Origin of the sequence: Streptomyces sp. NPDC006733 (genome assembly GCF_040636125.1) — a bacterium.
In the GTDB taxonomy this organism is placed as follows: Bacteria; Actinomycetota; Actinomycetes; order Streptomycetales; family Streptomycetaceae; genus Actinacidiphila.
The window spans coordinates 40,078-57,166 of sequence record NZ_JBEYJD010000029.1; the positions used below are offsets into that span (position 1 = coordinate 40,078).

The 17,089-nt window shown below is 72.0% G+C and carries 13 protein-coding genes; 11 read left to right on the plus strand and 2 right to left on the minus strand.

Annotated elements, in window-relative coordinates; all coding sequences use genetic code 11:
- A complete protein-coding gene (locus ABZ721_RS24825; protein WP_358790884.1) occupies positions 1 to 1,311 on the minus strand; it encodes a peptidase S8 in 1,311 nt (436 codons plus the stop codon).
- A 284-nt stretch (positions 1,312 to 1,595) separates the two neighbouring features.
- Between ABZ721_RS24825 and ABZ721_RS24830 the strand changes: the two genes are divergently transcribed.
- The 11 genes from ABZ721_RS24830 (at position 1,596) to ABZ721_RS24880 (ending at position 15,920) form a co-directional block, all read left to right on the plus strand.
- Positions 1,596 to 2,339: a TIGR02234 family membrane protein gene (locus ABZ721_RS24830; RefSeq protein ID WP_358790885.1), complete on the plus strand. Its 744-nt coding sequence runs from the start codon at positions 1,596 to 1,598 to the stop codon at positions 2,337 to 2,339.
- A gap of 125 nt (positions 2,340 to 2,464) precedes the next feature.
- The gene (locus ABZ721_RS24835) at positions 2,465 to 2,674 is read left to right on the plus strand and encodes an HGxxPAAW family protein (RefSeq protein ID WP_358790886.1); all 210 of its coding nucleotides are present in this window, start codon (positions 2,465 to 2,467) and stop codon (positions 2,672 to 2,674) included.
- 288 nt (positions 2,675 to 2,962) lie between these two features.
- On the plus strand, positions 2,963 to 3,352 hold the full coding sequence (locus ABZ721_RS24840) for a DUF2752 domain-containing protein (RefSeq protein ID WP_358790952.1): 390 nt from the start codon (positions 2,963 to 2,965) through the stop codon (positions 3,350 to 3,352).
- A 283-nt stretch (positions 3,353 to 3,635) separates the two neighbouring features.
- Positions 3,636 to 4,445 (plus strand): indole-3-glycerol phosphate synthase TrpC, encoded by an 810-nt coding sequence (gene trpC / locus ABZ721_RS24845; RefSeq protein WP_358790887.1) that lies wholly within the window; start codon positions 3,636 to 3,638, stop codon positions 4,443 to 4,445.
- 205 nt (positions 4,446 to 4,650) lie between these two features.
- On the plus strand, positions 4,651 to 5,898 hold the full coding sequence (gene trpB, locus ABZ721_RS24850; RefSeq protein ID WP_358790888.1) for a tryptophan synthase subunit beta: 1,248 nt from the start codon (positions 4,651 to 4,653) through the stop codon (positions 5,896 to 5,898).
- Positions 5,895 to 6,710: a tryptophan synthase subunit alpha gene (gene trpA, locus ABZ721_RS24855; RefSeq protein WP_358790889.1), complete on the plus strand. Its 816-nt coding sequence runs from the start codon at positions 5,895 to 5,897 to the stop codon at positions 6,708 to 6,710. The genes trpB and trpA overlap by 4 nt, the downstream gene beginning before the upstream one ends.
- Before the next feature lie 135 nt (positions 6,711 to 6,845).
- Positions 6,846 to 7,652 (plus strand): thioredoxin domain-containing protein, encoded by an 807-nt coding sequence (locus ABZ721_RS24860; protein WP_358790890.1) that lies wholly within the window; start codon positions 6,846 to 6,848, stop codon positions 7,650 to 7,652.
- Between the two features lie 98 nt (positions 7,653 to 7,750).
- The gene (gene lgt, locus ABZ721_RS24865) at positions 7,751 to 8,716 is read left to right on the plus strand and encodes a prolipoprotein diacylglyceryl transferase (protein WP_358790891.1); all 966 of its coding nucleotides are present in this window, start codon (positions 7,751 to 7,753) and stop codon (positions 8,714 to 8,716) included.
- Positions 8,717 to 8,888: 172 nt separating this feature from the next.
- Positions 8,889 to 9,620 carry a VIT1/CCC1 transporter family protein gene (locus ABZ721_RS24870; RefSeq protein ID WP_358790892.1) on the plus strand — a complete coding sequence of 244 codons (732 nt, stop codon included), beginning with the start codon at positions 8,889 to 8,891 and terminating at the stop codon, positions 9,618 to 9,620.
- A gap of 308 nt (positions 9,621 to 9,928) precedes the next feature.
- Positions 9,929 to 14,467, plus strand: a complete 4,539-nt coding sequence (gltB, locus tag ABZ721_RS24875) for a glutamate synthase large subunit (RefSeq protein ID WP_358790893.1) — start codon at positions 9,929 to 9,931, stop codon at positions 14,465 to 14,467.
- Positions 14,460 to 15,920 carry a glutamate synthase subunit beta gene (locus ABZ721_RS24880; RefSeq protein WP_358790894.1) on the plus strand — a complete coding sequence of 487 codons (1,461 nt, stop codon included), beginning with the start codon at positions 14,460 to 14,462 and terminating at the stop codon, positions 15,918 to 15,920. The genes gltB and ABZ721_RS24880 overlap by 8 nt, the downstream gene beginning before the upstream one ends.
- A gap of 121 nt (positions 15,921 to 16,041) precedes the next feature.
- Here the strand turns inward: ABZ721_RS24880 and ABZ721_RS24885 are convergent, their stop codons facing one another.
- A complete protein-coding gene (locus ABZ721_RS24885) occupies positions 16,042 to 16,938 on the minus strand; it encodes a hypothetical protein (RefSeq protein WP_358790895.1) in 897 nt (298 codons plus the stop codon).
- Positions 16,939 to 17,089 lie beyond the last annotated feature (151 nt).

The window sequence follows — 17,089 nt, forward strand, 5'->3', positions numbered from 1 at the left end:
TCAGCCGGTGAAGGCCGAGGTGCCGTTCGGGGTGCCGAGACCCGTCGGGCCGTCGTAGCCGGTCTTGGCGGTGCACAGGTACGAGCCCGAGCAGCTGCCGTTGGAGCCGCTGACCACGTCGTTGAGCGCCGTGGTGTGGGCGTACGGGAACGAGGTCGGGTACGAACCGGACGACGGGGTGCCGGCGATGGCGTACACGCCCGCGATGATCGGCGCCGAGGCGCTGGTGCCGCCGAAGGTGTAGTAGCCGGCGGTGATCCCGAAGGAGTCGTAGATCGCGACGCCGGTGGCCGGGTCGGCGACCGCCGAGACGTCGGAGATGGTCCGCTTGGCGCAGCCGGTGTCCTTCTGCCAGGACTGCTTGGCGTCGTAGGCGGAGCAGCCGGAGCCGGTGCCCTCGGTGCTGTTCGTGGACCAGACGGTCTCGGTCCAGCCGCGGGTGTTGGACGCGGTCTTCAGCGCGGTGCCGCCGACCGACGTCACGTACTTGGAGGCGGCGGGGTACTCGGCGCCGTAGGCGGAGTCACCGGCGCTGACCGTGATCGCCACGCCCGGGTGGTTGAAGTAGCTGCTGTCGTAGGAGGCGTCGGAGGAGGACTCCCCGCCGCCGTAGCTGTTGGAGACGTACTTCGCGCCGAGGGTGACGGCGCGGTTCACCGCGGTGCCGAGGTTCGCCATGGACGGGGTCTTGGCCTCGACGAGCAGGATCTTGCAGTTGGGGCAGATCGCGCTCGCCATGTCGAGGTCGAGCGATATCTCCTCCGACCAGCCGGCGTCCGAGGCCGGCAGCGCGGTGGTGCTGCCGGTCTGGCTGACCTTCTTGAAGCAGCCGTTGGCCGTGGTGCAGGCCGGCAGGCCGTAGTGCGCGCGGTAGACGCCGAGGTCCGACTCGGCGTTGGGGTCGTCGTAGGCGTCGACGATCGCGATCGTCCGCCCGGCGCCGTTCGACGCCGCCGCGGAGGTCAGTCCGTACGCCTTCTGGAGATCGCTCGGGCCGTAACCTGTGGGGGTGGCGGCGGCCGCGTTCGGTGTGATCGTCGTGCCTCGGACGTTGGTGGTGTGCACGGTGCCGCTGGTGACGCGCAGCGCCTTGCAGGCCATCTCGCCGGCCTTGGGCAGCGCGCAGGCCCGTGCGGTACGGACGGGCTGGTCGGCGGCCGGGGCGGCGGCCGGTGCGGCGGCGGTGGTCCGCGCGACCGGCTGCGCGTCGGCGGAGGGGGCGATGGCGAAGCCCGTCAGGGCCAGTCCCGCGACGGCGGTGAGGGAGAGTCCGGCGCGCCGAAGCGACGCGGGAGAGAGGGTTGTGCGCAACGTACTGCCTCCTGTGGCGGTGAACCGGGGGCTGTGCGGGGGGAGTCGATCCGCCGGGACGAGGGTGCTCGTTCGGGGGATCGGCGCGAACGTATGGTGACGGGCGCACGTCAACAAGACGGCAGACGGAGTCTCTACCTCCGCTTTGCTTTCGGCAGTGATCGCATGGGCGAAAAGTTGCTCACTCATGAGCCGGTCGGCGCATGAAATCGACTCGTGGTGGTCTGTCCGCGATCGGTCCCCCGGCTGTGCCGCTCACGGGACGACGCGCGATAGTGGTCCGTGTGACTGCCGTGCCCCCGCCCCGCCCCGCCGACGCATCCGCCCCCGCCGCGAGCCCCACCGCGACCGCCCCGGATGCCGCCGTGACCGCCCCGACCTCCCCGGATCCCACCGCCGCCCACGTGGTGGCGGGGCCGCCGCCGCGCGCCCGCACCGCTGGCCGCCGCAGCCTGGCCCTCGCGCTGCTGCTCGGCGCGGCGGGCGCCGCCCTGACGCTGCTCGCGGCGGGCAAGACCTGGGCGCACGGGACCGCGAAGTACGCCGAGGGCTCGGTGGCGCTCGCCGTCTCCGGCCGGGAGGTCACCGGTGTGCCCGGCGCGCTCGCGCTGGTCGGCCTCGCCGCCCTCGTCGCGGTGTTCGCCGTCCGCGGCGCCGCCCGCTCCGTCCTGTCGGGGCTGCTCGTGCTGTGCGGCGCCGGCATCGTCACCACCTCCCTCACCGAGGGCCCCGGCGCCGCGCTGGGCGCGGCCGCCAAGGCCGCCACGACGCTCACGAGCACGACCGTCGTCGGTGAGACTTCCACCACATGGCCGTGGGCCGCCGCCGCCGGGGGAGCGCTGCTGCTCGCGGCCGGGGCGCTCGCCGTGCTGTGCGGCCGCCACTGGCCGGGGATGTCCAACCGCTACGACCGGGACGGGGCCGCCGCCCGCCCGTCCCGCAGGGCCCAGCGCACCGCCCCGGACCCCGAACGCCCCGAGGAGCTGTGGAAGGCCCTCGACCGCGGCGAGGACCCGACCGGGAGCTGAGCCGTGGCTCACACTCCGGTGCGCGGGGGCAGGACGGGTCGTACCCCCCGTGCACGAGGGGTCCCGGACACGCGCAAGAATGGTCGTGGACAACTTCCCCGACCGAGAACATATTGGGAGCACTCATGGCGGGCACCAACCACGGCCACACCCCTGCCGCCTGGACCGGCGTCATAATCGCGTTCATCGGATTCTGCGTCTCGGGTGCCTTCATGGTGATGGCTGAGCCGCTCGGCTTCTGGGCCGGCCTGGTCGTGGTCGCGCTCGGCGGCGTCGTCGGCCTCGTGATGCGGATGATGGGCCTGGGCCAGCCCCGCAAGCCCGCCCACGGCTGACGTCCGGCCCCGGCACGACGGCCACGGCGAACGGCCCCGGCCGCGGCGCACCCGGCGACGGCGCGCAACGGCACGACGCCGACGCGACACCGGCACGACACAGGCGCGGCCCCGGCGGCTCCGGGGCTGCGCCCTCGTGCGTCCCGGGGCACAATCGGGCTCGTGACCGACAAGCTGACCGCCGGGCCGCCGCCGACCGCCGCCGGCACCCCCGCCACCGCCTCGCCGCACCGCTGGTCCGCCCCCACCCCGGCTCGCGCCCCCGAGCCCGCGCCGCCCGCCGGGCGGCTGCGGCGGGCCGCCGTGCCGCTCGGGGTGCTGGCGGGAGTCGTCGCCGCGTTCGCGTACGTCGGAGCGGTCGACCCGAACACCCCCGGCCACTACCCGGTCTGCCCGCTGCTGCGGTACACCGGGATCTTCTGCCCCGGCTGCGGCGGCCTGCGCAGCGCCCACGCCTTCGCGCACGGCGACCTCGGCGCGGCCCTCGGCCTGAACGCGCTGGCGGTGGCCTGCTACGTGCTCTTCGCCGTCTTCTGGGCGGTCTGGCTGTCGCGGACGCTGCGCGGCCGCGCGTTCGAGATCCGGCTGCGCCCCGCGTACTGGTGGGCGATCGGCGCGCTGGTGCTGCTCTTCAGCGTCGTCCGGAACCTGCCGTTCGGGTCCGTGCTCGCCCCGTGACGGCCTGCCCGCCCCCGGCCGGAGCACCGCGACACGCCCGGAGGTGGCCGGATCCCGCCGTTCGCTGCCCACCGGCCCGCGAAAGCCGCGAAAGCCGTGTCACGGCGGGCGGCCGCTACCTTCGGTGACGGCATTTGTCCAGGTAGTGGGACCACGATCGACCGGATGCGCGCCCTCCGCCCCCGGCCGGATACCATCAGTGAGCCGCGGCGAGCATCCACTGGCTTGATCGTTTCGGTGTACGGACCTGCTCCACCACCCAGCCCGGAAGGGGACCGCTCGCGTGAGTGTGCTCGACGAGATCATCGACGGAGTCCGCGCCGACCTCGCCGACCGGCAGGCCCAGGTCTCCATCGACGAGCTCAAGGAGCTGGCCGGCAAGGCACGCGAAGCGATGGACGGGGTCGCCGCCCTGCGCGGTGACAGCGTCAAGGTCATCTGCGAGGTCAAGCGGTCCAGCCCCTCCAAGGGCGCGCTGGCCGCCATCGCCGACCCGGCGGGCCTCGCCGCCGACTACGAGGCGGGCGGCGCGGCGGTCATCAGCGTCCTCACCGAGCAGCGCAAGTTCGGCGGCTCGCTCGCCGACCTCGAGGCGGTCCGCGCCAAGGTCGACATCCCGGTGCTCCGCAAGGACTTCATCGTCACCGCGTACCAGCTGTGGGAGGCGCGCGCCTACGGCGCCGACCTCGCCCTGCTGATCGTCGCCGCCCTGGAGCAGGACGCGCTGGTCTCCCTCATCGAGCGGGCCACCTCGATCGGGCTCACCCCGATCGTCGAGGTGCACGACGAGGAGGAGGCCGCCCGCGCGGTCGACGCCGGCGCCCGGATCATCGGCGTCAACGCCCGCAACCTCAAGACGCTCGAGGTCGACCGCGGCAACTTCGCGCGGATCGCCCCCGAGATCCCGGACGAGATCGTGAAGATCGCCGAGTCCGGCGTCCGCGGGCCGCACGACCTGATCGCCTACGCCAACGACGGCGCCGACGCCGTGCTGGTCGGCGAGTCCCTGGTGACCGGCAAGGACCCGCGGGCGGCCGTCGCCGACCTCGTGGCCGCCGGCGCCCACCCCGCCCTGCGGTTCGGACGGAACTGACCCGATGTCCATCGCGACGCGCCTCGCCCCCGGCTGCCGCCCCCGCGGCTGCCGGGCGCCCGCGCGTCGCGTACTGGGCCGTCGGGTGCGCTACGTGATCGGCGGCGAGCCCGGACAGGTCAACGGAATGCGATGGCGACGCGGCTGAGCCGCGACACTTCCATCAGCCACCGCATTTCACTGTCAGGGGACTCCTGTGTCTGCCATGTCGGAATTCTTCATTCCCGACCCCGAGGGTCGGATCCCGACCGCCGAAGGCTACTTCGGCGCGTTCGGCGGCAAGTTCATCCCGGAGGCGCTGGTCGCCGCCGTCGACGAGGTCGCCGTCGAGTACGAGAAGGCGAAGGCCGATCCGGCCTTCGCCGCCGAGCTGAACGACCTGATGGTCAACTACACCGGCCGGCCGAGCGCGCTCACCGAGGTCGCCCGGTTCGCCGAGCACGCGGGCGGCGCCCGGATCTTCCTCAAGCGCGAGGACCTCAACCACACCGGCTCGCACAAGATCAACAATGTGCTGGGCCAGGCGCTGCTCACCAAGCGGATGGGCAAGACCCGCGTCATCGCCGAGACCGGAGCCGGCCAGCACGGCGTCGCCACCGCCACCGCGTGCGCGCTCTTCGGCCTGGAGTGCACCATCTACATGGGCGAGGTCGACACCCAGCGCCAGGCGCTGAACGTCGCGCGCATGCGGATGCTCGGCGCCGAGGTCGTCTCCGTGACGTCCGGCAGCCGCACCCTCAAGGACGCCATCAACGAGGCGTTCCGCGACTGGGTCGCCAACGTCGACCGCACGCACTACCTCTTCGGCACGGTCGCGGGGCCGCACCCCTTCCCCGCGCTGGTCCGCGACTTCCACCGGGTCATCGGCGTCGAGGCCCGCCGGCAGCTCCTGGAGCGCACCGGGCGGCTCCCGGACGCGGCCGTCGCCTGCGTCGGCGGCGGCTCGAACGCGATCGGGCTCTTCCACGCGTTCCTCGGCGACGCGGACGTGCGCCTCGTCGGCTGCGAACCCGCGGGGCACGGGGTGGAGACCGGCGAGCACGCCGCCACCCTCAGCCAGGGCGAGCCCGGCATCCTGCACGGCTCCCGCTCCTACGTCCTGCAGAACGACGAGGGCCAGATCACCGAGCCGTACTCGATCTCGGCGGGCCTGGACTACCCGGGCGTCGGCCCGGAGCACTCCTACCTCAAGGACAGTGGCCGCGCCGAGTACCGCGCGGTCACCGACGACCACGCGATGCAGGCGCTGCGCCTCCTGTCGCGGACCGAGGGCATCATCCCCGCGATCGAGAGCGCGCACGCGCTCGCCGGGGCGCTGGAGATCGGCCGCGAGCTGGGCCCGGACGCCCTGCTCCTGGTGAACCTCTCCGGACGCGGCGACAAGGACATGGACACCGCGGCCCGCTACTTCGGTCTGTACGAGAACGGGAACGAGCAGGGGGAAGCCAAGTGAGCGGCAACATCGAGCTGTTGAACGGCGTCCTGGCCGCGGCGAAGGCCGAGAACCGGGCCGCGCTCGTCGGCTACCTGCCGGCCGGGTTCCCCTCGGTCGACGGCGGCATCGAAGCCGTCAAGGCGATGCTCGAAGGCGGCTGCGACGTCGTCGAGGTGGGCCTGCCGCACAGCGACCCGGTCCTCGACGGCCCGGTCATCCAGACCGCCGACGACATCGCGCTGCGCGGCGGCGTCCGGATCAAGGACGTGCTGCGCACCGTCCACGAGGCGCACGCCGCCACCGGGGCGCCGGTGCTGGTCATGACGTACTGGAACCCGATCGACCGGTACGGCGTGGAGCGGTTCGCCGCCGACCTCGCCGAGGCGGGCGGCGCCGGCTGCATCCTGCCCGACCTGCCGGTCGAGGAGTCCGAGGTGTGGCGCAAGGCCGCGGAGCTGCACGGCCTGGCCACCGTCTTCGTGGTCGCGCCGAGCAGCCGCGACGAACGGCTCGCCAAGATCACCGCGGTGGGCAGCGGCTTCGTCTACGCGGCGTCGCTGATGGGCGTCACGGGCACCCGGGTGAGCGTCGGCGCGCAGGCGGCCGACCTCGTACGGCGCACCCGCGCCACCACCGAGCTGCCGGTCTGCGTCGGCCTGGGCGTCTCCAACCCCGAGCAGGCAGCCGAGGTCGCCGCCTTCGCGGACGGCGTCATCGTCGGCTCCGCGTTCGTCAAGCGGCTGCTGGACGCACCGGACCTCGCGACGGGCCTGGCCGGGGTCCGCGAGCTCGCCGCCGACCTCGCGGCGGGCGTCCGCAAGCGCGCGTAGCCGTTCGCTCCCGGGCCGGGCGGGCCGCCGAGCCCGCCCGGCCCGGGGCGTGAACCCCGGGCCACGGCTCGCTCGTTCGGGCGAATCCCGCGGACCGCAGCGCCCGTCCCCGCGCCCCGTTCGTTGTCCAGGGGTGTGAGCCAGAAGAACCGTGAGGGTAAGCGCACCGCCCGTGAGGCGATGTATGAGCAGCGCGAGAAGGACAAGGCGCGCGACAAACGCAGGAGGACGTGGATCGTCGGCGGAGCCGTCGTCGTGGTGCTGGCGATCGCCGGCGCGATCGCGGGGGTGGTGGCCAACCACAAGAGCGAACCGTCCAAGCCGCTGGCGTCCCCCAAGGGCGCGACCGGCAAGGACAACCTCGTCATCCCGACCGGCGCGACCGACGCGCCGTCCACGCTGACCGTCTACGAGGACTTCCGCTGCCCCGGCTGCGGCATGTTCGAGAAGACCTTCCGCGACACCGTGCACTCCCTGGAGGACAGCGGCGCGCTGAAGACCGAGTACCACCTCGTGACGATCATCGACGGCAACATGGGCGGGACCGGTTCGCTCAACGCGGGCAACGCCGCCGTCTGCGCGCAGGACGCCGGGAAGTTCCGGGCGTTCCACGACGTGCTGTACGAGAACCAGCCGGACGAGCGGGAGGACAAGTTCGGCGACAAGGCGTACCTGCTGGAGCTCGCGGGCAAGGTGCCGGGGCTGAAGACCGACACCTTCACCGCGTGCGTGAACAACGGCACGTACGACAGCTGGATCAAGAAGTCGGCCGCCGCCTTCAGCGGCTCCGGGTTCAGCTCCACGCCGACCGTCCTGCTCAACGGCAAGAACGTCTACGGCAACCAGAGCGACCCGCTGACCCCCGACAAGCTCAAGCAGCAGGTCGCCGCGGCCAACGAGGGCAAGAAGGCCGGCACGGTCACCCCGGCCCCCGCCTCCTGAGAGCCGCGCCGAGCGCGTCCTGACCGCAGGGCCGTTACGCGTCCGTAGCCGGGCCGGGTGCCACAGCGCCCGCCCGGCACGGTAGCGTCGGCCCTGCTATGGAGAACCTCGCTTTCATTCCCAGTCCGTCCAGCGGTGTGGTGTACCTCGGACCCATCCCGCTCCGCGGCTACGCGTTCTGCATCATCATCGGCGTCTTCGTAGCCGTCTGGCTCGGAAACAAGCGGTGGGTGGCCCGCGGCGGCCAGAAGGGGACCGTCGCGGACATCGCCGTGTGGGCGGTGCCCTTCGGACTCGTCGGCGGCCGGCTCTACCACGTCATCACCGACTACGAGCTGTACTTCGCCGACGGTAAGAACTGGGTCAACGCGTTCAAGATCTGGGAGGGCGGCCTCGGCATCTGGGGTGCGATCGCGCTCGGCGCGGTCGGTGCCTGGATCGGCTGCCGCCGCCGGGGCATCCCGCTGCCGGCCTGGGCGGACGCCCTGGCGCCGGGCATCGCGCTCGCGCAGGCCTGCGGCCGCTGGGGCAACTGGTTCAACCAGGAGCTCTACGGGCGCGCCACCGACCTGCCGTGGGCGCTGAAGATCAGCGCCACCGACCAGCACCCGGCGGGCACCTACCACCCGACGTTCCTGTACGAGTCGCTGTGGTGCGTCGGTGTCGCGCTGCTGGTGATCTGGGCGGACCGCCGGTTCGGCCTCGGGCACGGCCGCGCCTTCGCGCTGTACGTCGCGTCCTACTGCGTGGGCCGCTTCTGGATCGAGTACATGCGCGTCGACGACGCCCACCACGTCCTGGGCCTGCGGCTGAACTGCTGGACCGCGGTGATCGTCTTCATCGGCGCGGTGGTCGGCATGGTGGTGTCGGCGCGCCGGCACCCGGGCGTCGAGACGAACGTGGAGCCGGCCGCCGCCGGCGACGGGGTGAGCCTGGACAAGGACCCCGCGGACCCCGCGGACGGGGGCGACGAGCCCGTCGCCGCGTCCGGCAGCACCAAGGCCGGGGCGAAGAGCCCCTCCGATGCGGAGAGTGACGGCGCAGAGGCGTCCAAATCCTCCTGAACCCCGCAGAACCTCCCGCGGCCGCCGGCTCTCCCGATTCCGGCGGCCGCGGTGTTTTCGCAGGTAGGGCAGCCTTTCCTAGCTGGAACGCGATGGAATTCGCGCGTACCTTCGAGGTGTTCACAGGGAGGGATCCGGGGCGAGCGCCCCGGCCGGAGGGAGCAGCTTCATCATGTCGACGGCCGTCGAGACCGACGAGACCATGCCGTACCACGTCGCGCACCACACGCACCGCGACGTCAGCGGCGGCTGGCTGCGGCCCGCGGTCTTCGGGGCGATGGACGGGCTGGTGTCGAACCTCGCGCTGATGACCGGGGTCGCCGGCGGCGACGTCGCCACGAGGGTGATCGTGGTCACCGGGCTCGCGGGGCTGGCGGCCGGCGCCTTCTCGATGGCGGCGGGGGAGTACACCTCGGTGGCCTCGCAGCGCGAGCTGGTCGAGGCGGAGCTGGACATCGAACGGCTGGAGCTGCGCCGGCACCCCAAGGACGAGCTGCGCGAGCTGGCGGCGCTCTACGTCTCGCGCGGGGTGGAGCCGGAGCTGGCGATGGAGGTCGCGCGGCAGATGTCGGCCGACCCCGAGCAGGCGCTGGAGATACACGCCCGCGAGGAGCTGGGCATCGACCCGGGCGACCTGCCCTCCCCGCTGGTGGCGGCCGGCTCCTCGTTCGTCTCCTTCGCGCTCGGCGCGCTGCTGCCGGTGCTCCCGTACCTGCTGGGCGCCACCGCGCTGTGGCCCGCGCTGGTGCTGGCGCTGATCGGCCTGTTCGGCTGCGGCGCGGCGGTGGCCCGGGTGACGGCCCGCTCCTGGTGGTTCAGCGGGATCCGGCAGCTCCTGTTGGGTGGAACGGCTGCCGGGGTTACCTTCGTACTGGGTTCATTCATCGGTACCGCCGTCGGCTGAGCCGGGTGACCGAGGCCACAAGCCTTTCGTTGTTTCCCCCTCGTTTCAGGGGCCGCGCCAACGGGCATCATGCGGTGGCGCCGGACGGGATCCGTTCCGGGCAACTCTGTAACGACACGGTCCGCAGGTGCGGCGTACTGCCCGCATACCCTGCACCTTGTCCACATGATGGAACTGAGTATCCGCTTCTCGAACACTCGGTCATCATGTAACCTGCACGAAATCGCAGAGGGCCAACGTCGTCCCTATTGCGCATGCCTATGACAGGCACTGCATATATGCCAATAATGACGACGACGGGAGAGCCGATGCGTTCCGCGTTCATGGACGGGCGACCCGCCCCGCAGGGACTGTACGACCCCCGCAACGAGCACGACGCCTGTGGCGTCGGCTTCGTGGCCACCCTGACGGGCGAGGCCAGCCACGCGCTGGTCGAGCAGGCACTGACCGTTCTGCGCAACCTGGAGCACCGCGGTGCCACCGGCTCCGAACCCGACTCGGGTGACGGCGCCGGCATCCTCCTCCAGGTCCCGGACGCCTTCCTGCGCGAAGCCGCCGGGTTCTCCCTCCCCGGGGCCGGCCACTACGCCGTGGGCATCGGCTTCCTGCCCGTCGACACCGAGGACCGCACCAAGGCCGTCGACGCGATCGGGCGGATCGCCGCCGAGGAGGGCCTCACCGTCCTCGGCTGGCGCGAGGTCCCGGTCGCCCCGCAGCTGCTGGGCGCCACGGCCCGCTCGACGATGCCGCACTTCGCCCAGCTCTTCGTGGCGGACGGCACCGGCAACCGCTCCGGCCTGGACCTCGACCGGCCCGCCTTCGTGCTGCGCAAGCGCGCCGAGCGCGAGGCCGACGTCTACTTCCCGTCGCTGTCCGCACGCACCATCATCTACAAGGGCATGCTCACCACCGGGCAGCTGGAGCCGTTCTTCCCGGACCTGTCGGACCGGCGGACCGCCACCGCGATCGCGCTGGTGCACTCCCGCTTCTCCACCAACACCTTCCCGAGCTGGCCGCTGGCCCACCCGTACCGCTTCGTGGCGCACAACGGTGAGATCAACACCGTCAAGGGCAACCGGAACTGGATGCGGGCCCGCGAGTCGCAGCTCGACAGCGACCTGTTCGGCGGCAGCCTGGAGCGGGTCTTCCCGGTCTGCACCCCCGGCGCCTCCGACACCGCGTCCTTCGACGAGGTGCTGGAACTGCTCCACCTCGGCGGCCGCTCGCTGCCGCACAGCGTGCTGATGATGATCCCCGAGGCGTGGGAGAACCACGCCTCGATGGAGCCGGCCCGCCGCGCCTTCTACCAGTACCACTCCACGATCATGGAGCCCTGGGACGGCCCGGCCTGCGTCACCTTCACCGACGGCACCCAGGTCGGCGCGGTCCTGGACCGCAACGGCCTGCGCCCCGGCCGCTACTGGGTGACCGACGACGGCCTCGTCGTGCTCGCCTCGGAGTCCGGCGTCCTGGACATCGAGCCCGGCAGGATCGTCCGCAAGGGACGGCTGCAGCCCGGCAAGATGTTCCTCGTCGACACCGCCGAGCACCGCATCATCGAGGACGACGAGATCAAGACGGCGCTGGCCGCCGAGCACCCGTACGCGGAGTGGCTCGACGCCGGGCTGATCGCCCTGGAGGACCTGCCCGAGCGTGAGCACATCGTGCACACCCACGCCTCGGTCACCCGCCGCCAGCAGACCTTCGGCTACACCGAGGAAGAGCTGCGCGTCATCCTCGCCCCGATGGCCAAGACCGGCGGCGAGCCGCTCGGCTCCATGGGCACCGACTCGCCGATCGCGGCGCTGTCCGACCGCCCCCGGCTGCTCTTCGACTACTTCACCCAGCTCTTCGCGCAGGTCACCAACCCGCCGCTGGACGCCATCCGCGAGGAGCTCGTCACCTCGCTGATCTCCACGGTCGGCCCCGGCGGCAACCTGCTGGAGCCGTCCCCGGCCTCCTGTCGCAACGTCGTGCTGCCCTTCCCGGTGATAGACAACGACGAGCTGGCCAAGCTCATCCACATCAACGCCGACGGGGACCTGCCCGGCCTCGGCTCCGCCACGCTCTCCGGCCTGTACCGGGTCGCGGGCGGCGGTGACTCCCTCGCCGCGCGCCTCACCGAGATCTGCGCCGAGGTCGACACCGCGATGGAGGACGGCGCACGCCTGATCGTGCTGTCCGACCGGCACTCCGACGCCGAGCACGCGCCGATCCCGTCGCTGCTGCTCACCTCGGCCGTGCACCACCACCTGATCCGCACCAAGCAGCGCACCCAGGTCGGCCTGATCGTCGAGGCCGGCGACGTGCGCGAGGTGCACCACGTGGCGCTGCTCATCGGCTACGGCGCCGCGGCCGTCAACCCGTACCTGGCCATGGAGTCCGTCGAGGACCTGGCCCGCGCGGACACGTTCCTGCAGGGCATCGAGGCCGAGGACGCGATCCGCAACCTCATCAAGGCGCTCGGCAAGGGCGTCCTGAAGGTCATGTCCAAGATGGGCATCTCCACCGTCGCCTCCTACCGCGGCGCGCAGGTCTTCGAGGCCATCGGCCTGGACACCGAGTTCGTGGACACCTACTTCCACGGCACCGACACCAAGCTCGGCGGCTCCGGCCTCGACGTCGTCGCCCAGGAGGTCGCCGCCCGGCACGCCAAGGCGTACCCGGTCTCCGGCATCGCCGCCGCGCACCGCCGCCTCGACATCGGCGGCGAGTACCAGTGGCGCCGCGAGGGCGAGCCGCACCTGTTCGACCCGGACACCGTCTTCCGGCTGCAGCACTCCACGCGCACCCGCCGGTACGACATCTTCAAGCAGTACACCAGCCGCGTCGACCAGCAGTCCGAGCGCCTGATGACGCTGCGCGGGCTGTTCTCCTTCAAGGACGGCCGCACCCCGATCCCCATCGACGAGGTCGAGCCGGTCTCCGCGATCGTCAAGCGCTTCTCCACCGGCGCCATGTCGTACGGCTCCATCTCCATGGAGGCGCACGAGACGCTCGCCATCGCCATGAACCAGCTGGGCGGCAAGTCCAACACCGGTGAGGGCGGCGAGGACCCCGAGCGGCTCTACGACCCGGCGCGGCGCAGCTCCATCAAGCAGGTCGCCTCCGGCCGCTTCGGGGTGACCAGCGAGTACCTGGTCAACTCCGACGACATCCAGATCAAGATGGCGCAGGGCGCCAAGCCCGGCGAGGGCGGCCAGCTGCCCGGCCACAAGGTCTACCCGTGGGTCGCCAAGACCCGGCACTCGACGCCCGGCGTCGGCCTGATCTCGCCGCCGCCGCACCACGACATCTACTCGATCGAGGACCTCGCCCAGCTCATCCACGACCTGAAGAACGCCAACCCCAGGGCGCGCATCCACGTAAAGCTGGTCTCCGAGGTCGGCGTCGGCACCGTCGCCGCGGGCGTCTCCAAGGCGCACGCGGACGTCGTCCTGATCTCCGGCCACGACGGCGGAACGGGCGCCTCGCCGCTCACCTCGCTCAAGCACGCGGGCGGCCCCTGGGAGCTCGGCCTCGCCGAGACCCAGCAGACGCTGCTGCTCAACGGCCTGCGCGACCGCATCGTCGTGCAGACCGACGGCCAGCTCAAGACCGGCCGCGACGTCGTCATCGCCGCCCTGCTGGGCGCCGAGGAGTTCGGCTTCGCGACCGCCCCGCTGGTCGTGTCGGGCTGCATCATGATGCGCGTCTGCCACCTGGACACCTGCCCGGTCGGCGTCGCCACCCAGAACCCGGTGCTGCGCGAGCGCTTCAGCGGCAAGGCCGAGTACATCGTCAACTTCTTCGAGTTCATCGCCGAAGAGGTCCGCGAGATCCTCGCCGAGCTGGGCTTCCGCTCCATCGAGGAGGCCGTCGGCCACGCCGAGCTCATCGACGCCGGGCGTGCCGTCGACCACTGGAAGGCGCAGGGCCTGGACCTGGCCCCGCTGCTGTACGTGCCCGAGCTGCCCGAGGGCGCGGTGCTGCACCAGACCACGGTGCAGGACCACGGCCTGGAGAAGGCGCTCGACAACACGCTGATCCAGCTCGCCGAGGAGGCGCTGGCCACCGGCGCCCCGGTCCGCGTGCAGCTCCCGATCCGCAACGTCAACCGGACGGTCGGCACCATGCTCGGCCACGAGGTGACGAAGAAGTACGGCGGCGCGGGCCTGCCCGAGGACACCATCGACATCACCCTGACCGGCTCCGCCGGCCAGTCGTTCGGCGCCTTCCTGCCCCGGGGCATCACGCTCCGCCTGGAGGGCGACGCCAACGACTACGTCGGCAAGGGCCTGTCCGGCGGCCGGGTCATCGTCCGCCCGGACCGCGGCGCCGACCACCTCGCCGAGTTCTCCACCATCGCGGGCAACACCATCGCGTACGGTGCGACCGGCGGCGAGCTGTTCCTGCGCGGCCGCACCGGCGAACGCTTCTGCGTCCGCAACTCCGGCGCCACCGTCGTCTCGGAGGGCGTGGGCGACCACGGCTGCGAGTACATGACCGGCGGCCGGGCCGTCGTCCTGGGCGAGACCGGCCGCAACTTCGCGGCCGGCATGTCCGGGGGCATCGCCTACGTCCTGGACCTCGACCCGGACAACGTCAACACCGGGATGGTCAACGTCGAGGCGCTCGACGCCGAGGACATCACGTGGCTGCACGACGTCGTGCGCCGCCACCAGGAGGAGACCGGCTCCACCGTCGCCGAGAAGCTGCTCGGCGACTGGGGAACCACCCTCACCCGCTTCGGCAAGGTCATGCCGAGGGACTACAAGGCAGTGCTCGCCGCCAAGAACGCCGCCGAGCAGGCCGGACTCTCCGAGTCCGAGACCACCGCGAAGATGATGGAGGCGGCTAATGGCTGACCCCAAGGGCTTCCTCACCACGCCCCGCCAGCTGTGCGACCGGCGTCCCGTCGAGGAGCGCAAGCAGGACTGGAACGAGGTCTACATCCCGGGCGGGCTGCTGCCGATCATCAGCAAGCAGGCCGGCCGGTGCATGGACTGCGGGATCCCGTTCTGCCACAACGGCTGTCCGCTCGGAAACCTCATCCCCGAGTGGAACGACTACGCCTACCGCGAGGACTGGACCGCGGCCAGCGAGCGGCTGCACGCGACCAACAACTTCCCGGAGTTCACCGGGCGGCTGTGCCCCGCGCCCTGCGAGTCCGCCTGCGTGCTGGGCATCAACCAGGACGCCGTCACCATCAAGAACGTCGAAGTCACCATCATCGACAAGGCGTGGGACAGCGGTGACGTCACCCCGCAGCCGCCGGAGCGGCTGTCGGGCAAGACCGTCGCCGTCATCGGCTCGGGCCCGGCGGGACTCGCCGCCGCCCAGCAGCTGACCCGGGCCGGCCACACGGTCGCGGTGTACGAGCGCGCCGACCGCATCGGCGGCCTGCTGCGCTACGGCATCCCCGAGTTCAAGATGGAGAAGCGGCACATCAACCGCCGCATCGAGCAGATGCGCGCCGAGGGCACCAAGTTCCGCACCGGTGTCCAGATCGGCACCGACCTGCTCGGCGACAAGCTCAAGAAGCGCTACGACGCGGTCGTCATCGCCGCCGGCGCCACCCAGGCCCGCGACCTGCCGGTGCCCGGCCGCGAGCTGAACGGCATCCACCAGGCGATGGAGTACCTGCCGCTCGCCAACAAGGTGCAGGAGGGCGACTTCGTCGCACCCCCGATCACCGCGGAGGGCAAGCACGTGGTCGTCATCGGCGGCGGCGACACCGGCGCGGACTGCGTCGGCACCGCCCACCGCCAGGGCGCGCTGTCGGTCACCCAGCTGGAGATCATGCCGCGGCCGTCCGAGGACCGCCCCGAGCACCAGCCGTGGCCGACGATGCCGATGACGTACAAGGTCACCTCGGCGCACGAGGAGGGCGGCGAGCGGGTCTACGCCGTCAACACCGCGAAGTTCGAGGGCGACGAGGACGGCAACGTCCAGTCGCTGCACCTGGTCGAGGTGGTCTTCGAGGACGGGAAGTTCGTGCCGCAGGCCGGCACCGAGCGCTCCATCCCGGCCCAGCTCGTCACCCTCGCCATGGGCTTCACCGGCACCGACCAGAAGAACGGCCTGATCGAGCAGCTCGGCCTGGAACTGGACGCGCGCGGCAACATCGCCCGCGACCAGGACTACGCCACCAACGTCAACGGCGTCTTCGTCGCCGGTGACGCGGGCCGCGGCCAGTCGCTCATCGTCTGGGCCATCGCCGAGGGCCGGTCCGCCGCCAGCGCGGTCGACCGCTTCCTGACCGGCGACAGCACCCTGCCGGCCCCGGTCCGCCCCACGGACCGCCCGGTCACCGTCTGACGCACCACCCGAGCTGTCCGGCACAACGAAGTGCCGAACATGACGCGGCGCCTGCCCACCCCGACCACGGGGGCAGGCGCCGCGTCGCCCTTTCCGCGCGCCCCGCGCCCCGCTCAGCCGGTCAGGTGTCGCACTCCAGCACCGTCCGGCACAGCGCGCAGCGCACCGTGACGCGCCCGCGCACCGGCACCCGCATGCGCTGGTGGCAGGTCGGGCACGGGAACGAGACCCGCGGCGGGCTCGCCGCCTCGAAGGAGTACCCGCCCAGCGGGTCCGCGGCCACCGCGGTGCCCGCCCGCCGGTCCTTGGCGTAGCGGCGGCGGGCCCCCCAGCCGGCCGCGAGCAGCGGCGGCTGCCGCCGCTCCTGCTCGGCGAGGACCAGCCCGGCCCGGTACGCGTCGCGCGCCAGCGGGCTGCTGAACCACGGCTCGATGTCGTCGCCGAAGACCAGCGCCCGCTTCGCGAGCACGTACCCGTACTCCTCCGGCGTCAGATACCCCAGCTTGTACGCCGACATCATCAGCCGGTCGTCCCGGATCGCCGGCTCCTCCCGGTAGGAGTCCAGCAGCAGCCAGCCCGCCCCCAGGAACGCGGTCGCGGTGTCGGTGAGGATCTCGTTGTCCCGGGTGCCGGGCAGCTCCAGGCCCAGCCGGTGCAGGTAGACGTGCATGACCTCGTGCGCCAGCGCCGCGCCCACGTCACGGCGGTCGGTCTTGAAGCGCGAGTGCAGCTCCACGAAGTACTCCGGCCCCGCCGCCAGTTCGACACTGCCCGCGTGCACCATGTCGCGGAACCCCACCACCATCCGGGCGTCCGGCAGCCGGAAGTGCTGCAGCATCACCCGCGCCACGCGCTGCGCCCCCAGGTACGGGTCCTCGTCCGGGGAGAACCGCACCGACTCCGGGTGCACGCTCGCCGCGTACTGCCCGACCGTGTCGGCCGACAGCCGCCGGTACAGCGCGGTGAGCGACCGCTGGACGGTGGCGAGGTGCGGGAACCCGTGCTCGATCTCGGCCACAACCATCTCCCCCCGCCGGCCACCTGCGGACCGGTGGCGATTCGAGATTACGCGTCCGCACCGGGAGGGACGCGGAAACCACTGGTGGTGCCTCCATTGGAGGGACGGGGAGATCGCCGGGCGGGCCCGCGGGCGGCGCCGGACTGCGCCC